We start from the raw sequence: 20551 nt of genomic DNA, 5'->3' as shown, positions 1-20551 counted from the left end.
AGCATCGCCTCCATGACCTCCTCGAATCGCTCGAGGGGGGCGGCGACGTGGGCGCTCCTCTCCCTCGCCGTCGGCAGCTTCGGCATCGGCATGACCGAGTTCACCGTCATGGGCCTGCTGCCCGACATGGCGCGCGACCTGCTGCCCGAACTGTGGGCCGCCGACGCCGAGACCGCGATCGCGCACACCGGCTGGCTCATCTCGTTCTACGCCCTCGGTGTCGTCGTGGGCGCACCGACGATCGCCGGGGTCGTCGCACGGTTCCCGCGTCATCGCGTCATGCTCGTGCTCGCCGCAGCGCTCACCGTCTGCAACGCACTCACCTTCGTGCTGCCGACCTTCGAACTCGTCGCGGCTTCGCGCGTGCTGGCGGGTCTGCCCCACGGTGCGTACTTCGGCATCGGGGCGCTCGTCGCCGCCGACGTGCTGGGACCGGGCCGGCGCGCGCAGGGCGTCGCCTTCATGCTCACCGGGCTCACGGTCGCCAACGTCGTCGGCGTGCCGGCCGGAACCTTCCTTGGTCAGCAGTTCGGATGGCGGGTCGCCTTCGCCGTCGTCGCCGGCATCTTCTTGCTGGCGGCGGTGCTCATCGGCTTGTTCGTGCCGGCGCACGAAGGCGATGCCAGTCGCACCCTGCGCGCCGAGCTGCGCGTCTTCCGCATCCCGCAGGTCTGGTTCACCCTCGGAGTGGGCGCCATCGGCTTCGGCGGCTTCTTCGCCGTCTACAGCTACGTCGCGCCGCTCGTGACCGAGGTGGCCGGGTCGCCCGAGTGGGTCGTGCCCGTCATCCTCGTCGTGATGGGGCTCGGCATGACGATCGGCAACCTGCTCGGCGGGCGCCTGGCCGATCTCGACCTGCGCCGGACGCTGGTGGGCGGGTTCGTGCTGCTCATCCTGGTGCAGGTGCTGTTGGCGCTCACGGCGCACTGGATCGTCGCGGTCGCCGTGCTCGTGTTCGCGGTCGGGTTCGCCTCGTCGGTGCTCAGCCCCGCCATCCAGACTCGGCTCATGGACGTCGCTGAAGACAACCAGTCGATCGCCGCCGCGCTCAACCATTCGGCGCTCAACATCGGCAACGCGATGGGGGCGTACCTCGGCGGTCTGGTGATCGCGGCAGGGTTCGGGTACGTCGCGCCGGTCTGGGTCGGGGCCGCGCTCGCTGTTGCCGGACTGGGCCTGGCAGTGACCAGCCTCTCGGTGCAGTCCCGGCGTTCGGCGCCGGCCCGTACCCTGGCGGGATGACGACGACGTCTCACAACACGCCCGCACGGCTGCCCGAAGCGGCGACCGTGGTGCTGCTGCGCGACGGCGCGGCAGGCATCGAGACGCTGCTGCTGGAGCGCCCCGACCGGGGCAGTTTCGCCGGCGCGTGGGTGTTTCCCGGCGGCAAAGTCGAAGCCGGCGACGCCCGGGACGACCACGACGCCACGCTTCGCGCCGCCGCGGTGCGCGAGACCGCGGAAGAGACCGGGATGCACCTGCAGGCGGGCGACCTCGTGGCGCTGTCGAGGTGGACGCCACCCGAACGGATGCCGGTGCGCATCCGCACCTGGTTCTTCCTTGCGGCCGATCCCGGCGGCGACCTCACGCTGCAGCCCGACGAGGCTGTCTCGGCGCAATGGCTCGGCCCCGCCGACGCGCTCGCGGCGCACGGCGCCGGCGCGCTCGTGCTCTACCCGCCGACGTGGGTGACGCTGCACGCGCTGACGCGCGTCGCCACGGTGGCCGAGGCACTCGCGATCGCTGACGGCGCGGGGGTGCAGCGGTTCGACACGGTGGCCGCCGATGGCGGCCTCATGCTGTGGCAGGGCGACGCCGAACACCCCGGTGAACCGACCGAGAACGGCATCCACCGTCTCGAAACGGCCACGCTGCCGTGGCGGTACCGTCGCACCGTGTGAGGAGGGCTCTGTCGCCGCCCGATTCGGCGACGTGCTCTGCCCTCGAGACCGTGCTCGCACCTGGGTCCGACTGCGAGGTGCGCCATCCCGCGTGAGGGGAGGGTCAGGCCGCCATGAGGCGGCGCAGGTGGGCGCCGACGGCCGCCGTCTCGATGAGGAAGCCGTCGTGCCCGAAATCGCTCGACAGCACGACCGCGCCGTCGTCGATCGTCGTGCGGATGCCGCGCGCGATGCTGTGCTGCCCTTCGATGGGGAAGAGGCGGTCGCTGTCGATGCCCAGGACGAGCGTGCGCGCCGTCACCAGCGCCAGAGCGTCGTCGACGCCGCCGCGGTCGCGCCCGACATCGTGCGAGTTCATCGCCTCGACGAGCGCGATGTACGAGTTGGCGTCGAAGCGGCGCGTGAACTTGTTGCCGTGGAAATCGAGATAGCTCTCCACCGCGAACCGCCCGCCGTGTCCGAGCGGGCTCTTGTCGGACTGCCACGACCGCTGGAACCGCTGGTTGAGCTCAGTGGGGCTGCGATAGTTCAGCAGGGCCATCCGGCGGGCGAGCGCGAGCCCCCGGTGCGGGCCGTCCCCGTCGCCCGCGTCGTAGTACTCGCCGCCGGCGAACCGCGGGTCGACCCGGATCGCGTCCAACTGCACCGAGTTGAGGGCGATCTGGTCGGCGGTGGTCGTCGGGGGCGACGACAGCACGGCGAGGCGCTGCAGTCGCTCGGGGTGACCGACACCCCACTCGAGGGCATGCATGCCGCCCATCGAGCCGCCCACGACCGCAGCCCACACCTCGATGCCGAGCGCGTCGGCCAACCGCACCTGCGCCGACACCTGGTCGCGGATCGTGAGGTACGGAAACCGCGACGCCCACTCGTAGCCGTCGGGCGCAATGCTGGCGGGCCCCGTCGAGCCCTGGCATCCGCCGAGCATGTTCGGGGCCACGACGAACCAGCGGTCCGTGTCGATGGGGGCGCCGGGGCCGACGATGTCGTCCCACCACCCTGCCGTGGGATGGCCAGGCTCGGCGGGCCCCGCCAGATGACTGTCGCCGGTGAGTGCGTGGAGGACCAGGATCGCGTTGTCACGCGCCCCGTTCAGCTCACCCCACGTCTCGTATGCGAGGCGGACGCCGGGAAGCTCGCGGCCGCCCTCAGTCGTGAACCGGCCGAACGAGGCGAAGCGGCGCCGCCCCACCAGGTCGCCGTCGCGCCACGCGCCCGTCGTGGGCGGGCGCCCGAGCAGCAGCCGCGCGTCGGCCTCCGTGATCGGCGCCGACGGCACCGTGTCTTCGGAGGTCTGCCAGTCCATGCGTCCATTCTCCCGTCAGCCCGCTGTCGGGGTCGTCGTATTACGGCTCGGTCGCCGATCCTCCTCGGCTTCGGGTCGTAAACGGTGGGTGCGGCGGGTTGCGCACCGGCGATTCGCGACCCGAACTCGGAGGGGGGAACGCCGAAGCGCCCCGGCCCGTGGAGACGGGGCGGGGCGCTTGTGGCCTTGAGGAGGAGGACGGTCAGGCGCGGGCGGCCTCGGAGACGCGTCGCGCGGCGGCCAGGGCCTGCTCGAGGTCGGCCTTGAGGTCGTCGATGTTCTCGAGGCCCACCGACAGGCGGACGAGGCCGGGCGTGACACCCGCGGTGAGCTGCTGCTCGGGCGTGAGCTGGGCGTGCGTCGTGGATGCCGGGTGGATGACGAGCGAGCGGACATCTCCGATGTTGGCGAGGTGGCTGAACAGCGTGAGCGAGTTGACGAACTCGCGCCCGGCTTCGACGCCGCCCTTGAGCTCGAACGACAGGACGGCGCCGACGCCCTTGGGCGCGTAGCGGTTGGCGGCCGCGTACCACGGCGATGACGGGAGGCCCGAGTAGTTGACGCTCGCGACGTCGTCGCGGTTGTCGAGCCACTCTGCGATCTCCTGCGCGTTCTGCACGTGGCGCTCAATGCGCAGCGACAGCGTCTCGACACCCTGGATGAGGTTCCACGCGCTCTGCGGCGCGATGGCCGAACCGAGGTCGCGCAGCAGCTGAACGCGAGCCTTGATGATGTAGGCGAGTCCGTCGCCGACCGCCGTCGTGTAGCTGGCCCCGTGGTAGGACGGGTCGGGTTCGGTGAGTCCGGGGAAGGTCTCGACGTGCTGGGACCAGGGGAAGGTCCCGCCGTCGATGACCACACCGCCGATCGTGGTGCCGTGGCCGCCGAGGAACTTCGTCACCGAGTGGACGACGATGTCGGCACCGTGCTCGAAGGGGCGGATCAGGTACGGGGTCGCGATGGTGTTGTCGACGATGAGCGGCACGCCCGCCTCGTGGGCGACGTCGGCGACGGTGCGGATGTCGAGCACGTTGATGCGCGGGTTGCCGATCGTCTCGGCGAACAGCAGCTTCGTGTTCGGACGCACGGCGCGCCGCCACTCTTCGGGGTCATCCTGGTTCTCGACGAAGGTGACGTCGATGCCGAGCTTGGCGAGCGTGTACTTGAACAGGTTGTAGGTGCCGCCGTAGATCGAGCTCGACGCGACGAAGTGGTCGCCGGCCTGCGCGATGTTGAGGATGGCGAACGTCGATGCGGCCTGGCCGCTTGACAGGACGAGGGCACCGGTGCCGCCTTCCAGCGCCGCGAGACGCTGTTCGAGGACATCCTGGGTCGGGTTCTGGATGCGGGTGTAGATGTTGCCGAACTCGGCCAGCGCGAACAGGTTCGCGGCGTGGTCGGCGTTGTCGAACACGTAGGAGGTGGTCTGGTAGATCGGCGTCGCGCGGGCCTTGGTCACCGGGTCGGGTGCGGCCCCGGTGTGGATCTGCTTGGTCTCGAAGCGCCAGTTCGCGTCAGCGGTCATGTCGGGTCCCCGTCCTGCGGTCTGCGGCCGACGACGGTCGCCGTGGCCTGCACCCGAGCGTACGGAGGCGGGAATCCGCAAACAACGGCGCGGAAATGTGACGTAACGCGCCGCGGGGCTAGCGTGGGGGCATGACTGACACCGAGGCACCCCGCACCACCGCCAGACGCGCCGTCGTGACCGGCGCCAGTTCCGGCATCGGCGAGGCGACGGTTCGCGCGCTGCGTGCCGCAGGGTGGGACGTCGTGGGCGTCGCGCGCCGGGCGGAGCGGCTCGCCGCGCTCGATGCCGAGGTCGGGTCGGCATCATTCGCCGCCGACCTGTCGAAGCAGGCCGACATCGACGCACTCGCGGCCCACTTGGAGCAGACGGGACCGGTGCACGCACTCGTGCACATCGCCGGCGGCGCGCGCGGCACCGACAAGGTCGAGGACGGCGACCCCGACGACTGGCGCTGGATGTTCGAGGTGAACGTGCTGTCGGCGCAGCTCGTGACGGCGGCGCTGCTGCCGCTGCTGCGCGGCTCGATCGGCGACGGCGGTCACGCTGACACGCTCTACGTCACCTCGACGGCCGCGCAGACCGCGTACCCGGGCGGTGCCGGCTACAACGCGGCCAAGGCGGGGGAGTCGATGCTGGTGCGCGCGCTGCGTCTCGAGCTCAACGGGGAGCCGATCCGGGTCACCGAGGTCGCGCCCGGCATGGTCTACACGCCGGAGTTCACCTTGAACCGGCTCGGCGGGGACCAGGTCGGCGCCGAGCGCGTGTATGAAGGCGTCGAACGGCCGCTGGTCGCGGACGACGTCGCCGATGTGATCTCGTACGCCCTGAACGCGCCGGGCCACGTGAACCTCGATCTCATCACGATGCGCCCCGTCGCGCAGTCCGCGCAGCACCTGCTGGCCCGCGGTCCGCTGCGCCCCCGCATCCCCGGGTCGCACTGACCCGCGTGCCGGAGGACGGTCAGACTGCGGACACGTCGGAATCGGCGAACGCGACCTTCGGCACGAAGAACAACAGGATCGCGGCGACGAAGCCACCCGCGGCGCAGATCGCCCAGACCGTCATGTAGCCACCCAGCGATGCCGCGGTCTGACTGGCGACAGTGCCGGCTCCCGCAGCGAGCACGACCCCGAACACGGCAGACGAGAAGGTGCCGCCGATCGTCTTGGTCGTGTTGGTGAGGGCTGAGGCGACGCCGGTCTGCCCGATCGGTGCCGCTGCCGCAGCGGCGGCGGGCATTGCGCCCACGAGCGCACCGCAGCCGAGCCCCGCGATCGACAGGTTCAGCAGCACCTGCCACAGCTCGAGGTGGAACGGCAGGAACAGCGTGTACCCGACTCCGACGAGCAGTGCAGCGGCGATGAGGACGATTCGCGGCGACGCGCGCCGGGACGTGACCGCGAACAGCACCGCCCCGACGATGAGCGAGACGAGATACACCCCGATGATGTTGGAACGTTCCGTGGAGTCGAGCCCCAGCCCGTAGCCGAGCGACGGATCGGTGCCGGCGTAGGTCGATAGGGGCCCCTGTGCGCCCAGCAGGCTGATGCCGATGAGGAAGGCGGTGGCCTGCACCGGCCACATCTCGGGCCGCCGCAGCACGCGGATGTCGATCCCGGGGTCCGCCTGCCGCAGTTCGTAGAACACGAACCACACCAGCACCGCGACGCCGGCGAGCAGCAGCGCCACGACCCACAACCAGGCACCCTCGCCCAGGTCGAGCTCGCCGATCATCCGTATCCACGCCAGCGCCCCGGTGACCAGCAGCAGGCCCCATGCGAGGATCACGAAGCCCCAGGTGTCGAGCGAGCGTCCGGGTTGCGGCGTCGACTCCGGTACGAACAGCCAGATCACGACCGCCACGATCGTCACGGCGACGGCGGGCACGATGAGGGTGACGGTCAGATCTCCCGTCGCCGCATAGATGCGCCCGGCGGCCAGCGCGCCGATGATCGCGCCGGCCTCGAGTCCGACGACCAGCAGACCGGCAGCCCGACGCGTCAACGAGACGCCGTGGTTCTGCCGGCGACCCCGCTCGAAGATGAGCGCGATCTCCAGGGGCAGCCAGACGACGTAGAACCCCTGCAGCGCCCAGGCGATGAGGAACGTCGTGAACGAGTCGGCGAATGCCAGCCACCAGGTTGCGCCGGCGGTGAGGACGGCGGCGATCAGCAGGATCTTCTTGTGGCCGTACATGTCGCCGAGCTTTGCCAGCACCGGCACGACGAGGGCTGACAGCAGCAGCTGGGCCGCCTCGAACCAGTTGACATCGGAGTCGTGGATGCCGAGCTCGATGACGATGTCGCTGAACAGCGGCACGTAGTAGCCCTGCAGGATGCCGGAGACGATCTCGACGAGGATGAACCAGCCGATGAGGCCGGCGGTGATGCCCAGCGCGGAGTCGCGCAATGCGGTTCGGGATGCCACGGCGTCAGTCTAGGAGTGCCGTGCGGGCGCACCCTCGCGGATCGCCGCGCGCCTATTGTGGTCTCGTGGCGGAGGAGGACCGGTGAGCACGCAGCGCGAGATTCTGACCTGGGACGGGTTCGGTGAGGCCAGTCGCGATCTCTCCCGCCGAATCATCGGCGACGGCTTCGTGCCCGAGGTGGTCGTCGCGATCGCACGCGGCGGGCTGCTGCCGGCCGGCGCGATCGCCTACGGGCTCGGGGTCAAGAGCTGCGGCGCGCTGAACGTCGAGTTCTACACCGGGATCGGCACCGTGCTCGATGCCCCCGCGCTGCTGCCGCCCGACCTCGACCTGGGATACCTGCCGGGTAAGCGCGTACTGCTGGTCGACGACGTCGCAGACAGTGGGCGCACGCTTGCGCTCGCCGTCGCGATGCTGACCGAGGCCGGTGCCGATGTCCGTTCGGTGTGCATCTACTCCAAGCCCGGATCGGTCGCGATGCCCGACTACGTGTGGCGTGAGACCGACCGGTGGATCGACTTCCCCTGGTCGGCACGCGGAACCGTGACCGAAGAGGATGCCGGTGTGAGCGGCGACGCAGCGAGCGCGTGATGCCCGCGACGCTCGAGGGACTCGCCGCTGCAGGCCTGATCGATCCCGGCTGGGCGAGGCAGCTCGAGCCGGTCGCACCGCAGCTTGCGGCGCTCGGCGATCGGCTGCGGGCCGAGGCCGCCGAGGGACGACCGTATCTGCCCGCGGGCGATCGGGTGCTGCGGGCGTTCGCGGAGCCGTTCGACGGCGTGCGCGTCCTGATCGTCGGGCAGGACCCCTACCCGACGCCCGGTCACCCGATCGGACTGTCGTTCGCGGTCGACGCCGACGTGCGCCCGCTGCCGCGCAGCCTCGGCAACATCTACCGCGAACTCCACGATGACCTCGGCATCGCACCCGCATCGCACGGTGACCTGTCGTCGTGGAGCGCGCAGGGCGTCATGCTGCTGAACCGGGTGCTCACCGTCGCGCCCGGATCACCCGGGTCGCACCGCGGCTGGGGCTGGGAGGAGATCACCGAGCACGCGATCCGCGCGCTCGTCGCCCGTGATGCGCCGCTCGTCGCCATCTTGTGGGGCAAGGATGCCGCCGGCCTGCAGCCTCTGCTCGGGCAGACGCCGATCATCACCTCGCCGCATCCCTCGCCGCTGTCTGCACGTCGGGGCTTCTTCGGATCGCGGCCGTTCTCGCGCGCGAACGACCTGCTCGCGGGGCTCGGCGCGCGCCCCGTGGATTGGCAGGTCGCCGGATGACGAGGGACGCGTAGGCTGGCCGCATGCTGGAGGAGGAGTACGAACGCGACCGGCGCAGGCTGCCGCGGCACCTTCGTCGAGCGCCCGAACCGGAGCGGCCCTTCAGCTTCGAGATCCGGCCCGCACGCAAGGCCGACATGCCCGATGTGCGCGAGATCTACAACTACTACGTCACCAACTCGGTCGTGACCTTCGACGAGAAGCGCTGGTCGCACGCGCAGTGGGTCGAGAAGTTCGAGTATCTCGAGAAGTTGAAACTGCCGTTCCTCGTCGCGGTCTCACCGACGGGGCAGATCCTGGGCTACGGGCTCGTCTCGCCGTGGACCGGCAAGAGCGGCTACCGCTACACGGTCGAGAACTCGATCTATCTGGGGCAGGCAGCGACGGGCAAGGGCCTCGGCAGTGCGCTGCTGCAGGCGCTCATCGTGGCGTGCGAGCAGCAGGGCATCCGGCAGATGGTGGCCGTCATCAGCGACAAGGGGGCTGAGGCGTCGGTCGCGATCCACGAGCGCCTCGGCTTCGAAGAGGTCGGTCGTATGGGGCGCGTGGGTCGAAAGTTCGGTCGCTGGCTCGGCACCATCTACATGCAGAAGTCGCTCAAGCCCACCGGCAAGCGCTCACTGTTCGGTCGGCGCTGACGGGGCTTCGCCGCCCGAGGTGGGTGGTTGCGGGAGAGCCGGCGCCTCGTCGTCGGCATCACGCACGGCATCGATGAGTTCTCGCCACGCGCCGGCGAGGTCGCCGTCGTCGATCTCGGCGGAGCGGGCACGTTCGTCCTCGATGGCATCGACGGTCCAGACGAACCGGTCGGCGCCGCGGGCGGGGGTGTCCGCTTCGGCATCCCACGGGCACTGTTCGATGAGCGTGATCCACTGCGCGGTGCCGTCGCCGCGGGCCGTGACCGACCAGGTCCGCGTGCGGCCCGCGATGCCGCCGGTGCGGGCGACGGTGATCTCGATGAGCGTCGCTGACGCGGCGGGTTCGCGGTCGTCGAGCGCGTCGTCGCGCGGGGCGCTCGGGTCATGCGTGTCGGGCTCAGGCGGTCGGTGCATCCTCGGTCACTCCGACGCCGATCCAGGCATCCCGGACGGCGGCGGCCTCCTCCGAGTCCTCACCGTACTCCTGCTCGGCGGTCGCTGTCGTGGCGGCAGCGAAGTCCGTGAACGAGGCTGTGCGCGAGAGGGTGCCGCCCGTGAGTGCGCCGTACCAGATGCGGCCGGCGCGCTCCCAGGCGTACCCGCCGAGCGTCGTGGCGACGAGGTGGAAGGCCTTGTTGGGGATGCCGGAGTTGATGTGCACGCCGCCGTTGTCGCCGGTCGTGACGACGTAGTCGCGCATGTGCCCCGGCTGGGGGTCTTTGCCGAGCACATCGTCGTCGTACGCCGTGCCGGGGGCGCTCATCGACCGCAGCGCCGTCCCCGTGACGACCTCGGTGAAGATGCCGGCACCGATCAGCCAGTCGGCCTGGTCTGCGGTGTGGCCGAGCCGATGCTGTTCGGTCAGCGCGCCGAAAACGTCGGCGATGGACTCGTTGAGGGCGCCGGACTGCCCCTGGTACTCGAGGCCGCCGGCGTGTTCGACGACGCCGTGGCCGAGTTCGTGCGCGATGACGGTGACCGATCGTGTGAAGCCGGTGAACACCTCGCCGTCGCCGTCGCCGAACACCATCTGCTGTCCGTCCCAGAACGCGTTGTCGTAGTCGACGCCGTAGTGGACGGTCGCGCGCAGCGGCGCACCCGCGCCGTCGAGCGAGGACCGCTCGAACGCCTCCCAGAAGAAGCGATGCGTGTACCCGAGGCCGTCGAACGCGTCGTCTGCTGCGGCGTCGCCGGTCGGCGGGTCGTCTTCTGCGCGCACCAGCACGCCGGGCAGTTCTTCACGGTTCTGCGCATCGGAGATGACGCGATCGGGCACCGGCGAGGCCTCGAACACGAGCGCGTCGCCTTCGACCGTGACGTCGATGACAGCGCGCACCGGATCGTAGGTGCGTGGCACCGCGAGCGTCGCGCGCGCCGCCTGTGCCGCGCGCGCGAGGTGAGGCTCGTCGGTGGCAGCGAGTCGGGCCAGGAGATAGGGAGGGACGATCGCGTGCATGTGCCACAGGCTACGCGCACCCTCCGACATGGGCGACGGGTCAGTGCCCCGACGGCGGACGAGGCGTCGCGATGACCGGGATCGACGCGAGCAGTCGCCGCGTGTAGGCGACCTGCGGTTCGAGCAGCACCTTCTCGGTCGGGCCCTCTTCGACGATGCGACCGTCCTTCATGACGATGACCTCGTCGCACAGGTTCTGCACGACGCCGATGTCGTGCGAGACCATCACGAGGGTGAGGTCCTGCGTCGCCCGCAGGTCGCGCAGCAGGTCGAGGATCTGCGCGCGCACCGTCACGTCCAGTGCCGAGAGCGGTTCGTCGCCGACGAGGATGCGGGGGCGGTGCACGATGGCGCGGGCCAGCGCGATCCGCTGCCGTTGACCGCCCGAGAACTCGTGCGGGTAGCGCTCGGCCATCTCGGGCTCCAGCCCCACCTGTCGCAGGACGTCGCGCACCCGCTCCCGGCGGTCGCCGTCGATCTCGAGCGCCCACAGCGGTTCAGCGATGACGCGGCCGACGCTCATACGCGGGTCGAGCGACGCATACGGGTCCTGGAAGACGATGCCGGTCTGGCGACGCAGCCAGTGCAGGTCTCGCGCGCGGGCCCGAGCGTCGACCTGTGTGCCGTCCACGGTGACGGTTCCTTCGTCGGGGACGTCGAGGCCGGTGAGCAGTCGCACGAGCGTCGACTTGCCCGAACCGGACTCGCCGATGATGCCGACCGCCGAGCCCGCACGCACGTCGACGTCGGCGTCTTCGAGCGCGGTCGTCCATTGCGCGGGGGCGAAGAGCCGCTTCGCCGGTGCGCGGAAGCGGCGGGTGAGCCCCCGTCCGGTGATGAGCGCGTCGCTCATGCGGCACCTCCCGGGCGCCACAGGGTGGTGGTCGCGTCGCGCAGGAGCCCCTGCGTCACGGGGGAGGCCGGCTCGGTGAGCAGGGTCGAGAGGGCGCCCTGTTCGACGACACGGCCGTCTTCGAGCACAACGGCGTGCGTCGCGATCTGCGACAGGACGGCGAGGTCGTGCGTGATGAACACGAGTGACATTCCGTCGTCTTCGACGAGGTCGAGGAGCAGCTCGAGGATTTCGGCCTGGATGGTCACGTCGAGGGCGGTGGTCGGTTCGTCGGCGATCAGCAGGCGTGGCCTGCATGCGAGTGCCATCGCGATCGCGACGCGCTGCCGTTGGCCGCCCGACAGCTGGTGCGGGTAGCGGGCGACGATCGACGCGGGTGCGGGCAGCCGCATCCGCTCTGCCTCCGCGACGGCCCGCTGGGCGGCTTCGCGCCGCGAGACGGGTTGGTGGATGCGGATCGACTCCGCGATCTGGCGGCCGACGGTGCGGATGGGGTTGAGGGCGGTCCGCGGCTCTTGGAAGACGATGCCGATCTCGTCGCCGCGGAGCTCTGCCAGCTCGCGGTCGCGCATGCCGACGAGTTCGCGGCCGTTCCAGAGGATGCTGCCGCTCGCCGTCGCGCCGTCGGGCAGCAGCCCGAGCAGCGCGAGGGCGGTGAGGGACTTGCCTGATCCCGATTCGCCGATCAGTCCCACGCGGGCACCGTCGGGCACCTCGAACGACACGCCGTCGACGACGCGCCGGTCGCCGATCGTGATCACGAGGTCGCGGACGATGAGGCTCATGCCACCACCGCCGGCGTGTGCGTGCGCGCAGCAGCGGTGCGCTGCGACAGGGTCGGATCGGTCGCTTCGCGCAGCCCGTCGCCGAGCAGGTTGAGTCCCAGGACGGTCAGGGTGATCGCGAGTCCGGGCCAGACGACCGAGAGCGGATGGGTCGTGATGTGCAGCTGCAGGTCGCTCAGCAGCACGCCCCACGACGGCTCGGTCACGGGTGCGCCGAAGCCGAGATAGCTCAGGCCTGCTTCGGCGAGCACGGCGACGGCCATGCCCCACGACAGCTGCACGATGAACACGGGCGCGACGTTGGGCAGCAGGTGACGCATGAGGACCTGCCCACCGGTGAGGCCGGACGCGCGCGCGGCGACCACGAAATCGCTGTGCAGCACGCGGCGCAGTTCGGGGCGCGTGACGCGGGCGACGTTCACCCCGAAGCCGATGCCGACCGAGACGATCACGACCAGGAGCGACCCGCCCCACACCGACGAGAGCATCATGGCGATCAGCAGCACGGGAAAGGCGACGAGGATGTCGACGAGCACCGCGGTCGATTCGCGCACCCACCGAGCGGTCAGGGCGCCGAGCGCGGCGAGCGCGAGACCGAGCAGCGTCGCGACGAGCCCTGCACCCGCGGCCACCCACACCGTCGTGCGCGCGCCGGCCATGAGCAGGCTCAGGATGTCGCGCCCCGTGTTGTCGGTGCCGAGCAGGTGCGGCCAGTTCGGGCTCTGCCAGGCACCCGGAATGTCGACGTCGATCGGGTCGAACGGGGTCCAGAACCGTGCGATGAGTGCCGTGACGCCGACGACCACGACGACGATGACGCCGAAGCGGCCCGATGCCGTGCGCCAGAGGCGACGCAGCCAGCCGGGGATCCTCATGCCGCCTCCCGCTGTCGGGGGTCGATCACGCGGTGCAGCAGGTCGACGAGAAATCCGATGAGCAGCACGATGCCGGTCATCACCAGCAGTTCTCCCTGCACCTTGGGCAGGTCGCGCAGGCCGACATCGGCCACGAGCATCCGTCCGATGCCGGGCAGGGTGAACAGCTGCTCGATGACGACGGCGCCGACGATGATGCCGGCCACCTGCAGGCCGAGCACGCTGATGATCGAGAGCCCGACGTTGGGCAGGCCGTGGCGCAGGAGCGCCTGCGTGCGGGTGAGCCCCTTCGCCGCAGCGGTGCGCACGTAGTCCTGGCCGATCGCCTGCAGGGTGGCGCTGCGTACGAATCGCATCAGCATGGCGCCCTCGACGATGCCGATCGTCAGTGCGGGCAGCACCAGCGAGCGCAACGCACGTCCCGGCTCGTCCCAGCCGTCCCGGGGAAAGCCTTGCGCGGGGAGCCAGCCCAGCCACACCGCGAACACGACGACGAGCATCATGCCCGCCCACACGACCGGCACGGCCGCGATCGCCTGAGCGCCCACCGAGAGCGTCGTGCCGTCGGCCCGGCCGCGGCGGATCGCCGAGAGCACGCCGAACGGCAACGCGATCAGCAGCGCGATCACCATCGCCAGCAGTCCCAGCGGCACCGTGACGGCCGCCTTCTCGACGAGCTCTTCGACGACGGGGGTGCCGGTTCGCAGCGAGGCGCCGAGATCGCCGCGGAGGACGCCCGTCGCCCACTGCACGTACTGCGTCGTGAGCGGCTCGTTCAGTCCCAGTCGCTCACGGATCGCGTCGACCTGCGCCGGCGAGGCGTTCGTTCCGGCGATCTGCTGCGCGACGTCGCCGGGCAGCACCCGAAGCGTGAGGAAGATCAGCACGCTGGCCACGACAAGCCCCAGCACGAGCAGGGCCAGTCGGGTCAGCGCGTAGCGGATCACCCGTCGCTCTTGGTGATCTCGGCGAGGTTGATGCGCGAGTTGACGTTGTCGGTGGGCATACCGGCCACATCGGGCGAGACCGCCACGACCGACGACCAGTTGTACAGCCAGTCGGCGGCGTGGTCTTCGGACACGATGCGCGCGGCCTGTGCCAGCAGTTCTGCCGCTTCGCCCTCGTCAGTGGACGACAGCGACTGCTGGTACAGGTCCTGCACCTCGGTGTTGTCGTACGTGAAGTAGTAGTCGGGGTTCGCCCAGTTCTCGAAGTCGCGGGGCTCGGCGTGGTTGACGATGCTGAGCTCGTAGTCCTTGTTCGAGTAGACGTCGCTGATCCACGTGCCGAAATCGACGGCATCCACCTTCAGCGTGATGCCGACGGCGTTCAGGTTCGAGACCAGGATCTGCTGCAGCGTCGTGCCGTAGGCCGACGGGATCGTGAGGGTCAGGTCGAGCTCTTCGGCATCCGCCTCGGCCAGCAGCGCCTTCGCGGCCTCGGGGTCGTACGAGACGACGTCGGAGAGGTCTTCGAAGCCCGGGTCGGGTTCGGGGATCGGTCCGTACAGGGTCTGGCCCGAGCCGACCGCCGCGACGATCGAGTCGTGGTCGATGGCCAGACGGATCGCCTCGCGCACCCGCACATCGGCCAGCGGCCCGCTCGTGCTGTTCATCGCGAGCACGCTCTTGTCGGTCGCGCTGCCGATCTCGACCGAGAAGCCGCTGCCCTCGATCTGCTCCGTGAGGGTCGCATCGAACCCGGTCAGCACGTCGACGTCGCCGTCGATGGCCGCGTTGATGGCGGCCTGGTTGTCGGGGATGAACGGGAAGACGACCTCGGCGACCTGCGCCACCTCGCCCCAATAGCCGTCGAAGCGGGTCAGCGTGATGCTGTCGCCCTGCTTCCAGTCGGTGAGGGTGAACGGACCGGTCCCGTTGGCCGCGGTCTCGTAGGTGACCTTGTCGTCCTTCTTCAAGACGATGCCGGCGCGGCCGGTGAGGTTCCACAACAGTGATGAGTCGGGCTCGCTCAGCGTGAGGGTGATGGTCTGCCCCTCCGCGGCGATGCGGTCGACGCGGGCAAGCCGGTCGGCGTCGCTCCACGTGTCGGAGTCCCTGCGGGTCTGCAGCGACCACACGACATCGGCCGCGGTGAGCTCCTGCTCGTCATGGAACAGCACGCCCTCGCGCAGCTCGAACGTGTAGGTGAGGCCGTCCTCGCTCACGTCGAACGATTCTGCGAGCGAGGGCACGATCTCGCCCTCCGCGGTGCGCGCGACGAGGCCCTGGTAGACGTTGTCGATCAAGATCTGGTCGAGCGAGACGCCGGCCGTCTGCCGGATGTCGAGGTTGCCGGGCTCGAGCACCAGGCGGATGGCGACGCTCGCGTTCGGGTCGGGTGTGCCGGTGGTCGCAGAGGGGGATTCGGCGGGTTCGCCGGTGCAGCCCGCAAGTGCGAGGATGCCGGCGGTCACGAGGGCCGCGGCGACGAGCGCTGTACGACGGGGCATGTGCGGGGGTCCTTTCACAAGGGGCAGGGAGGCGTCGTTGCTGTCGTGCCGCCCTGCGAACTCAGGTGCGGAGTACAGCCTAGGCTCCTGCGCGGACGGCGGGTGCATCCGCCGTCATGCAACGGCTTCGGGTCGTCAGCTGTTCCCGGTGCCGCGGGTTGCGGCATCCACGACGAGCGCGGCCAGTTCGGCGGGGCGCTGCTCCTGCACGTTGTGCGGTGCGTCGAGTTCGACGATCGTCGCCTGCGGCACGCGCTCGGCGAACGTGTTGCGGTCTGCGTCGGTGAGATATCCGCGGGTTCCGCGCACGAGGGTGAGGGGTGCGATCACCCCGGCGAGGTCGTCCCACCCAGACGCTGCGAGCACGCGCGCGACACCGTCCTGCTGCCGGTCGTGCTCCGCGGCAGCGTCCGCGTCGGAGGCGAGGGCGTTCGCGAGGCGCGCGAAGTGGTGCTTCCACTCGACGCGTCCGTCGGGGCGGACGCGCGAGTTGAGGAGGACGCCCTTCGTGGCCGCCTCACGCGTTCCGCCGAGCCCGAAGGCCAGCGCCCGCTCGACGAGCTCTTCGCGCGAGGCCCAGTCGGTTGGCCCGGCGAAGAACTTCCGCAGTTCGGCGGCGCCGCCGTTCGGGTCGATGCCGGGGGTGATGTCGACGACGATGAGTTCGCGGACGAGGTCGGGGCGCGATGCCGCGAGCGCCGCACCGGTGAGACCCCCGAGCGACTGGCCGACGACGACCTGCGGGCGATCGGTCCAGGCGGTGATCGCGGCGGCGACGTCTGGGGCCAGTGCGCGGCCGGTGTAGACGGCGTCGTCGCGCCACGACGAGTCGCCGTGGCCGGGCAGGTCGATCGCGAGTGCGGGCAGGCCCGTCGCGAGGATCGTCACGTCCCACGTGTGGGCGTTCAGCCCTGCCCCGTGCAGGAACGTGGCAACGGGCGGGGCGTCGCCGAAGCGCAGGGCGCTCACGGTGCGACCGTCGGGCAGCGTGTGCGTCAGGCGCTCGACCGGCGGCGCGGCATCGATGCCGAGGGCTGCGGCCTGCTCGGCGAGGAACTGGAATTCGCTCATCCGCACCATTGTGCATGAGCCGGTGCGGCGGTCGTCGAAATAGGCTGGGTGCATGACCACTGAGCGCCGCGTCCACCTGTCCCGTTCTGCGCGTCCGGCGTACGACGCGCTCGAGGAGTTCTCGAAGACCGTCGGCACGATCGCCGCCGACGCCGGCATCGACGACCGGCTCAAGGAGATCGCGCTCATCCACTCCTCGCAGCTCAACGGCTGCGCCTACTGCGTGCGGGTGCACGTCGACCGCGGGGTCGCGGCGGGACTCACGGCCGATGAGATCGCCCAGATCGCCACGTGGCGCGAATCGGGTGTGTTCACGGGGCGGGAGCGTGCGGCGCTCGACCTCGCCGAGCGGTACGTGTACATCCACGAAGAGGGCGTGCCGGACGACGTGTACGACCACGTCGGCGGCATCCTCACCGAGCAGGAGTACGTCGCGCTGAGCTGGCTGCTCGTCTCGATCAACGCGTTCAACCGCATCACGATCGCGGGCAAGTACCCCGTGCCGCCGCGCCGCGGTGAGCACGCATGACCGACGTTCCCGGTGCGCTGAATCTGCGTGATGTCGGCGGGCTCAGCGCCGGCGCGGGCACGACGCGGTCGGGCGTCCTGTTCCGCTCCGGCAACCTGGCACGTCTCGGTGCCGACGGAGAGCGGGCGCTGCGGGCGCTGGGGCTGCGTCGCATCGTCGATCTGCGCGACGACGCCGAACGCGCCATGGAGCCGACGGCGCCCGCCTTCGATGGCCTCACGGTGCGGTTGCCGCTGTTCGCAGGCTCTGCGGCGTCGTTCTTCGCCGAGGACCTCACCCTCGCCGACCTCTACCGCTCGCTCGTCGACGATTCGGGGGAGCGGATGGTCGAGGTGGTTCGCGCCGTGCTGGCCGATCAGCCCGTGCTCGTGCACTGCACCCTCGGCAAAGACCGCACCGGGGTGACGGTCGCGCTCGCGCTGGCCGCGGCGGGCGTCGACGACGATGCCGTCGTCGCCGATTACGCGCGAACGGAGGCGCTGCTGCCGCCTGCCCGCAACGAGCGGGTGCTCGGGTATCTGCGCCGCGCGTTCCCCGCGGCGCGCCACCTCGAGGAGCTCGCGACCCTGTCGCCGGCGTCGGCGATGGCGGGAATGCTCGCCGATCTGCGAGGTCGGTTCGGTGGCGCTGCCGAGTACCTGGCGGCCAATGGGCTCGGCGACGACGAACTGCGTGCGCTCCGCCGCGTGCTCGTCGCCTGACGTCCGCCTGCCGCGTCACCCGGTGTCATCTGAGGTAAGGCATACCTATCTTTGCGGGTATACTCGAGGCATGACCACGACCACCACGCACTCCGCCGCACAGACCGCCGCACACAGTGCGACCGCCTGCCGGGCGTCGAAGCATGCGCGCGTGCAGCATCTGGTCACCGCCGACGAGACGTCGCTCGCAGAGCTGCAGGCGCTGGTGGCAACGCTCCCGATCTGCTCGACCGGTCGCGTGTTCATCGAAGTGCCCGACGCGTCGTGGATCGGCGAGATCGCCGCGCCCGCGCGCATGACGGTGACGTGGCTCGATCGTTCGCAGCGCACCGGCGCACCCGGCAGCGGCCGCTCCTGCAGCGCCGGTCAGGCGCTCGCCCGCGCCGTCACCGGCTGGGCCGACGAGATGCTCTGCGCCGACGACCGCGGCACGCGTGTGCACCTGCTGGGCGGGTTCCTCGGCACGGCCGACATCTTCGACCACCTCACTGAGACGCTCGGCATGGATGCGGCATCCGTCAACGTGCCGGCTCGGTTCGGCCTCGTCTCGGCCTGAGCACTCCGCGACTGCGCCACTTCGCGGCACCCGCGCCATCGATCGGCGCAGCAGTCGTCGTCTTATGGCGCAGTCGTGGTGCTGGGGGTGCGGCGACGGCGCACGTAGTTGCCGTCTTCGAGCCCGGCGAGCACCTCGAACCGGTTCGTGAGCGGATCGCGACCCGCAGCCCAGTAGAGGAACGGCATGAGCGCGCCGTATCGACGCCACTGCCGGGCGTGCACCGCTTCGTGGCGCAGCAAGGCGTCAGAGATGCGGGTATCGCCGGTGAGGAAGCACCCGCCCACGCACACGCCGCCGCGACCGAAGGTCCAGTTCGGCATGCCCGAGAAGACCCACAGTCCGGCGCGACGTTGGACGCGACCGGTCGACCACAGGCTGCCCCACACGAACCCCACTGCCGTGCCCCACGCGTAGCCGATCGCGCTGATGGGGGAGTCGAGCAGGATGCCGGGAATGAAGCGGTCGAAGCGCTCGCCGCGCGCGACGGCGCGCTCGGCCCTGGCTTCCCAACCGGCCGTGGGCCGTGCGCTCACGCGAGCGCTCCGACGATGCGCAGAATCGCGCCCATGTCGTCGACCGCGGCCGCGGGGCTTGCCGGCGCGAAGGCAGCCAGTGATGCGCCGGCGAGGGGGAAGCGGGCTCGCAGCGCTGTGATCGCGGCGGTGAGTTGCGGCACCGTCATGCCGAACGGCACCGGGTCGCTCAACCCGGTGACCTCCGCCGGGTCGAGCACATCCAGGTCGACATGGAGGTAGACGGCGTCGGCGCCGGTGGCTGCGACGGCCTCGACGAACGCGTCGGGATCGGCGTCGACGCTGATCACCGTGATTCCCTCGGACGCGATCAGGTCGGATTCGGCGGGGTCGAACTCGCGGGCGCCCGCCAGCACGACGCGGTCCATCCGGACGGGATGCGGGGCTCCGAGCGCACCGTCGCCGGCGGCGGCGCGCAGCGCCATGCCCGCGAAGGCCCCGGACGTCGACGATGCGGCTGTGTGCAGATCGGCGTGCGCGTCGAACCACACGACCGCTGCGTTCGGGTGGCGGGCAAGCGCGTCCGAGATCGCGGGCACGGCCACGCCGCAGTCGCCGCCGACGACGATCGCGTCAGCGTCGGCGAGGGCCTCCGCCACGGCATCCTGCACACGGCGCAGACTGCTGTAGCGGCGGATGCCGGTGTCCAGCATCTCGCCGGCCTCGAGCGGCACGTCGATCGTGCGGCACGCGGCGCGCGGCAGGTCGCCCGCGATCGCCTCCGCGCCGTCGGCCTGGAGCATCGGCCGCGTGGAGGGGGAGCCCTGCCACTGCGGCACCACGAGGAAACGTGCCATCAGTCGGTCCTTCGGGGAGGGGGAGAAGACGACGGTGCGGCGCCGGAACACGTCCGACGCCGCACCGGTGCGATCACTGACCGATCGCGGGGGCGCTGCTGCCGCCGGTCTTCAGCGCGGCCAGGCGCGCCTCGACCTCGGTCAGCTCACCGATGTCCTCGAGCGCGTTGAACTGGGCGTCGAGCGTCGAGGCGGCGAGCTCCTGCTTGCCGGCCGCGAGCGCCTCCTGGCGGCGCACCTTGTCTTCGAACCGGCCCAGCTCGCTGGTCGGGTCGAGCACGTCGATCGACTTGACCGCGTCGTGCACCTTGTTCTGCGCCTCGGCGGTCTTGGCACGCGCCAGCAGTTCGGAGCGCTTCGACCGAAGCTGCTCCAGCTTCTGCTTCATGCCGTTGAGGCCGTCCTTGAGCTTCTCGACGACCTCGGTCTGCGACTCGATCGAGGGCCCGATGGCCTTGGCCTCGTTCTCCTCGCTGATCTGGCGCTGCAGCGCGATCTTGGCGAGGTTGTCGAACTTGTCGGCATCGGTCGTGTTGCCCGCGGTGCGCAGCTCGTCGGCCTTGCGGCTGGCGGCGAGGGCCTTGTTGCCCCACTCCTCGGCCGCCTTGACGTCCTCCTGGTGGTCGCGCTCGAGCAGGCGCAGGTTGCCGATCGTCTCGGCGATCGCCGCCTCGGCGTCCGCGATGTTGTTGGTGTAGTCGCGGACGAGCTGATCGAGCATCTTCTCCGGGTCTTCCGCGGCGTCGATGAGGGCGTTGATGTTCGCCTTCACCAGCGTCGAGATGCGGCCGAAGATGGACTGCTTTGCCATCGTGTTTCCTTTCATCGGGAATCTGTCGGATCGTGATCGTGAGGA

General features: G+C 70.4%; 23 protein-coding genes. 9 read left to right on the top strand and 14 right to left on the bottom strand.

The features are described 5' to 3' along the window. Positions 1-12 precede the first annotated feature (12 nt). A complete protein-coding gene (locus AC3ENX_RS13600) occupies positions 13-1242 on the top strand; it encodes an MFS transporter (RefSeq protein WP_434812341.1) in 1230 nt (409 codons plus the stop codon). Continuing rightward, positions 1239-1901, top strand: coding sequence for an NUDIX hydrolase (locus AC3ENX_RS13595; RefSeq protein ID WP_434812340.1), 663 nt, complete (start codon positions 1239-1241; stop codon positions 1899-1901). Before AC3ENX_RS13600 ends, AC3ENX_RS13595 begins: the two co-directional genes overlap by 4 nt. Positions 1902-2004: 103 nt before the next feature. On the opposite strand, the gene metX is transcribed toward AC3ENX_RS13595, so the two are convergent. Together metX and AC3ENX_RS13585 are read right to left on the bottom strand one after the other, a co-directional pair. Then, positions 2005-3207 (bottom strand): homoserine O-acetyltransferase MetX, encoded by a 1203-nt coding sequence (gene metX, locus AC3ENX_RS13590; RefSeq protein ID WP_434812339.1) that lies wholly within the window; start codon positions 3205-3207, stop codon positions 2005-2007. A gap of 202 nt (positions 3208-3409) precedes the next feature. Next, entirely contained in the window at positions 3410-4732 is a 1323-nt protein-coding gene (locus tag AC3ENX_RS13585; RefSeq protein WP_434812338.1) for a bifunctional o-acetylhomoserine/o-acetylserine sulfhydrylase, read from the bottom strand. Positions 4733-4863: 131 nt separating this feature from the next. Here AC3ENX_RS13585 and AC3ENX_RS13580 point away from each other — a divergent pair, with 131 nt between their 5' ends. Next, the gene (locus AC3ENX_RS13580; protein WP_434812337.1) at positions 4864-5676 is read left to right on the top strand and encodes an SDR family oxidoreductase; all 813 of its coding nucleotides are present in this window, start codon (positions 4864-4866) and stop codon (positions 5674-5676) included. A 19-nt stretch (positions 5677-5695) separates the two neighbouring features. On the opposite strand, the gene AC3ENX_RS13575 is transcribed toward AC3ENX_RS13580, so the two are convergent. Continuing rightward, positions 5696-7162 (bottom strand): MFS transporter, encoded by a 1467-nt coding sequence (locus tag AC3ENX_RS13575; protein ID WP_434812336.1) that lies wholly within the window; start codon positions 7160-7162, stop codon positions 5696-5698. An 82-nt stretch (positions 7163-7244) separates the two neighbouring features. On the opposite strand from AC3ENX_RS13575, the gene AC3ENX_RS13570 reads away from it, so the two are divergent. From AC3ENX_RS13570 to AC3ENX_RS13560, 3 genes are read left to right on the top strand one after another with little or no spacing between them, the layout of a single operon-like run. After that, positions 7245-7754: a phosphoribosyltransferase gene (locus AC3ENX_RS13570; RefSeq protein ID WP_434812335.1), complete on the top strand. Its 510-nt coding sequence runs from the start codon at positions 7245-7247 to the stop codon at positions 7752-7754. Continuing rightward, on the top strand, positions 7754-8446 hold the full coding sequence (locus AC3ENX_RS13565) for a uracil-DNA glycosylase (protein ID WP_434812334.1): 693 nt from the start codon (positions 7754-7756) through the stop codon (positions 8444-8446). The genes AC3ENX_RS13570 and AC3ENX_RS13565 overlap by 1 nt, the downstream gene beginning before the upstream one ends. Positions 8447-8469: 23 nt before the next feature. Then, positions 8470-9084 (top strand): GNAT family N-acetyltransferase, encoded by a 615-nt coding sequence (locus AC3ENX_RS13560; RefSeq protein WP_434812333.1) that lies wholly within the window; start codon positions 8470-8472, stop codon positions 9082-9084. Here the strand turns inward: AC3ENX_RS13560 and AC3ENX_RS13555 are convergent. The 8 genes from AC3ENX_RS13555 to AC3ENX_RS13520 all read right to left on the bottom strand — a co-directional run bounded on the left by AC3ENX_RS13555 (position 9064) and on the right by AC3ENX_RS13520 (position 16576). Then, complete coding sequence (locus AC3ENX_RS13555) at positions 9064-9498, bottom strand: protealysin inhibitor emfourin (protein ID WP_434812332.1); 435 nt, start codon at positions 9496-9498, stop codon at positions 9064-9066. The two genes, AC3ENX_RS13560 and AC3ENX_RS13555, sit on opposite strands and share 21 nt — an antisense overlap. Then, positions 9482-10540: a M4 family metallopeptidase gene (locus AC3ENX_RS13550; protein WP_434812331.1), complete on the bottom strand. Its 1059-nt coding sequence runs from the start codon at positions 10538-10540 to the stop codon at positions 9482-9484. Before AC3ENX_RS13550 ends, AC3ENX_RS13555 begins: the two co-directional genes overlap by 17 nt. 40 nt (positions 10541-10580) lie before the next feature. Beyond that, a complete protein-coding gene (locus tag AC3ENX_RS13545) occupies positions 10581-11393 on the bottom strand; it encodes an ABC transporter ATP-binding protein (RefSeq protein WP_434812330.1) in 813 nt (270 codons plus the stop codon). Further along, positions 11390-12178: an ABC transporter ATP-binding protein gene (locus AC3ENX_RS13540; RefSeq protein ID WP_434812329.1), complete on the bottom strand. Its 789-nt coding sequence runs from the start codon at positions 12176-12178 to the stop codon at positions 11390-11392. Before AC3ENX_RS13540 ends, AC3ENX_RS13545 begins: the two co-directional genes overlap by 4 nt. After that, entirely contained in the window at positions 12175-13053 is an 879-nt protein-coding gene (locus AC3ENX_RS13535) for an ABC transporter permease (RefSeq protein ID WP_434812328.1), read from the bottom strand. The genes AC3ENX_RS13540 and AC3ENX_RS13535 overlap by 4 nt, the downstream gene beginning before the upstream one ends. Continuing rightward, positions 13050-14000: an ABC transporter permease gene (locus AC3ENX_RS13530; RefSeq protein WP_434812327.1), complete on the bottom strand. Its 951-nt coding sequence runs from the start codon at positions 13998-14000 to the stop codon at positions 13050-13052. The genes AC3ENX_RS13535 and AC3ENX_RS13530 overlap by 4 nt, the downstream gene beginning before the upstream one ends. Next, positions 13997-15505, bottom strand: a complete 1509-nt coding sequence (locus tag AC3ENX_RS13525) for an ABC transporter substrate-binding protein (protein ID WP_434812326.1) — start codon at positions 15503-15505, stop codon at positions 13997-13999. Before AC3ENX_RS13525 ends, AC3ENX_RS13530 begins: the two co-directional genes overlap by 4 nt. A gap of 135 nt (positions 15506-15640) precedes the next feature. Beyond that, positions 15641-16576 carry an alpha/beta fold hydrolase gene (locus tag AC3ENX_RS13520; RefSeq protein WP_434812325.1) on the bottom strand — a complete coding sequence of 312 codons (936 nt, stop codon included), beginning with the start codon at positions 16574-16576 and terminating at the stop codon, positions 15641-15643. A gap of 52 nt (positions 16577-16628) precedes the next feature. Between AC3ENX_RS13520 and AC3ENX_RS13515 the strand changes: the two genes are divergently transcribed. The 3 genes from AC3ENX_RS13515 (at position 16629) to AC3ENX_RS13505 (ending at position 18362) form a co-directional block, all read left to right on the top strand. Next, entirely contained in the window at positions 16629-17105 is a 477-nt protein-coding gene (locus tag AC3ENX_RS13515) for a carboxymuconolactone decarboxylase family protein (RefSeq protein ID WP_434812324.1), read from the top strand. Next, positions 17102-17806, top strand: coding sequence for a tyrosine-protein phosphatase (locus tag AC3ENX_RS13510; protein ID WP_434812323.1), 705 nt, complete (start codon positions 17102-17104; stop codon positions 17804-17806). Before AC3ENX_RS13515 ends, AC3ENX_RS13510 begins: the two co-directional genes overlap by 4 nt. Before the next feature lie 70 nt (positions 17807-17876). After that, complete coding sequence (locus AC3ENX_RS13505) at positions 17877-18362, top strand: SIP domain-containing protein (RefSeq protein WP_434812322.1); 486 nt, start codon at positions 17877-17879, stop codon at positions 18360-18362. Positions 18363-18424: 62 nt separating this feature from the next. Here AC3ENX_RS13505 and AC3ENX_RS13500 read toward each other — a convergent pair whose 3' ends face one another. The 3 genes from AC3ENX_RS13500 to AC3ENX_RS13490 form a co-directional block, all read right to left on the bottom strand. After that, a complete protein-coding gene (locus AC3ENX_RS13500) occupies positions 18425-18898 on the bottom strand; it encodes a Fe-S oxidoreductase (protein WP_434812321.1) in 474 nt (157 codons plus the stop codon). Next, positions 18895-19695 carry an arginase family protein gene (locus AC3ENX_RS13495; protein ID WP_434812320.1) on the bottom strand — a complete coding sequence of 267 codons (801 nt, stop codon included), beginning with the start codon at positions 19693-19695 and terminating at the stop codon, positions 18895-18897. The genes AC3ENX_RS13500 and AC3ENX_RS13495 overlap by 4 nt, the downstream gene beginning before the upstream one ends. 73 nt (positions 19696-19768) lie before the next feature. Beyond that, positions 19769-20506 (bottom strand): PspA/IM30 family protein, encoded by a 738-nt coding sequence (locus tag AC3ENX_RS13490; RefSeq protein ID WP_434812319.1) that lies wholly within the window; start codon positions 20504-20506, stop codon positions 19769-19771. Positions 20507-20551 lie beyond the last annotated feature (45 nt).

The sequence above is a fragment of the Microbacterium sp. bgisy189 genome (assembly GCF_057707225.1).
This window is presented reverse-complemented; position numbering and strand designations above follow the sequence as displayed.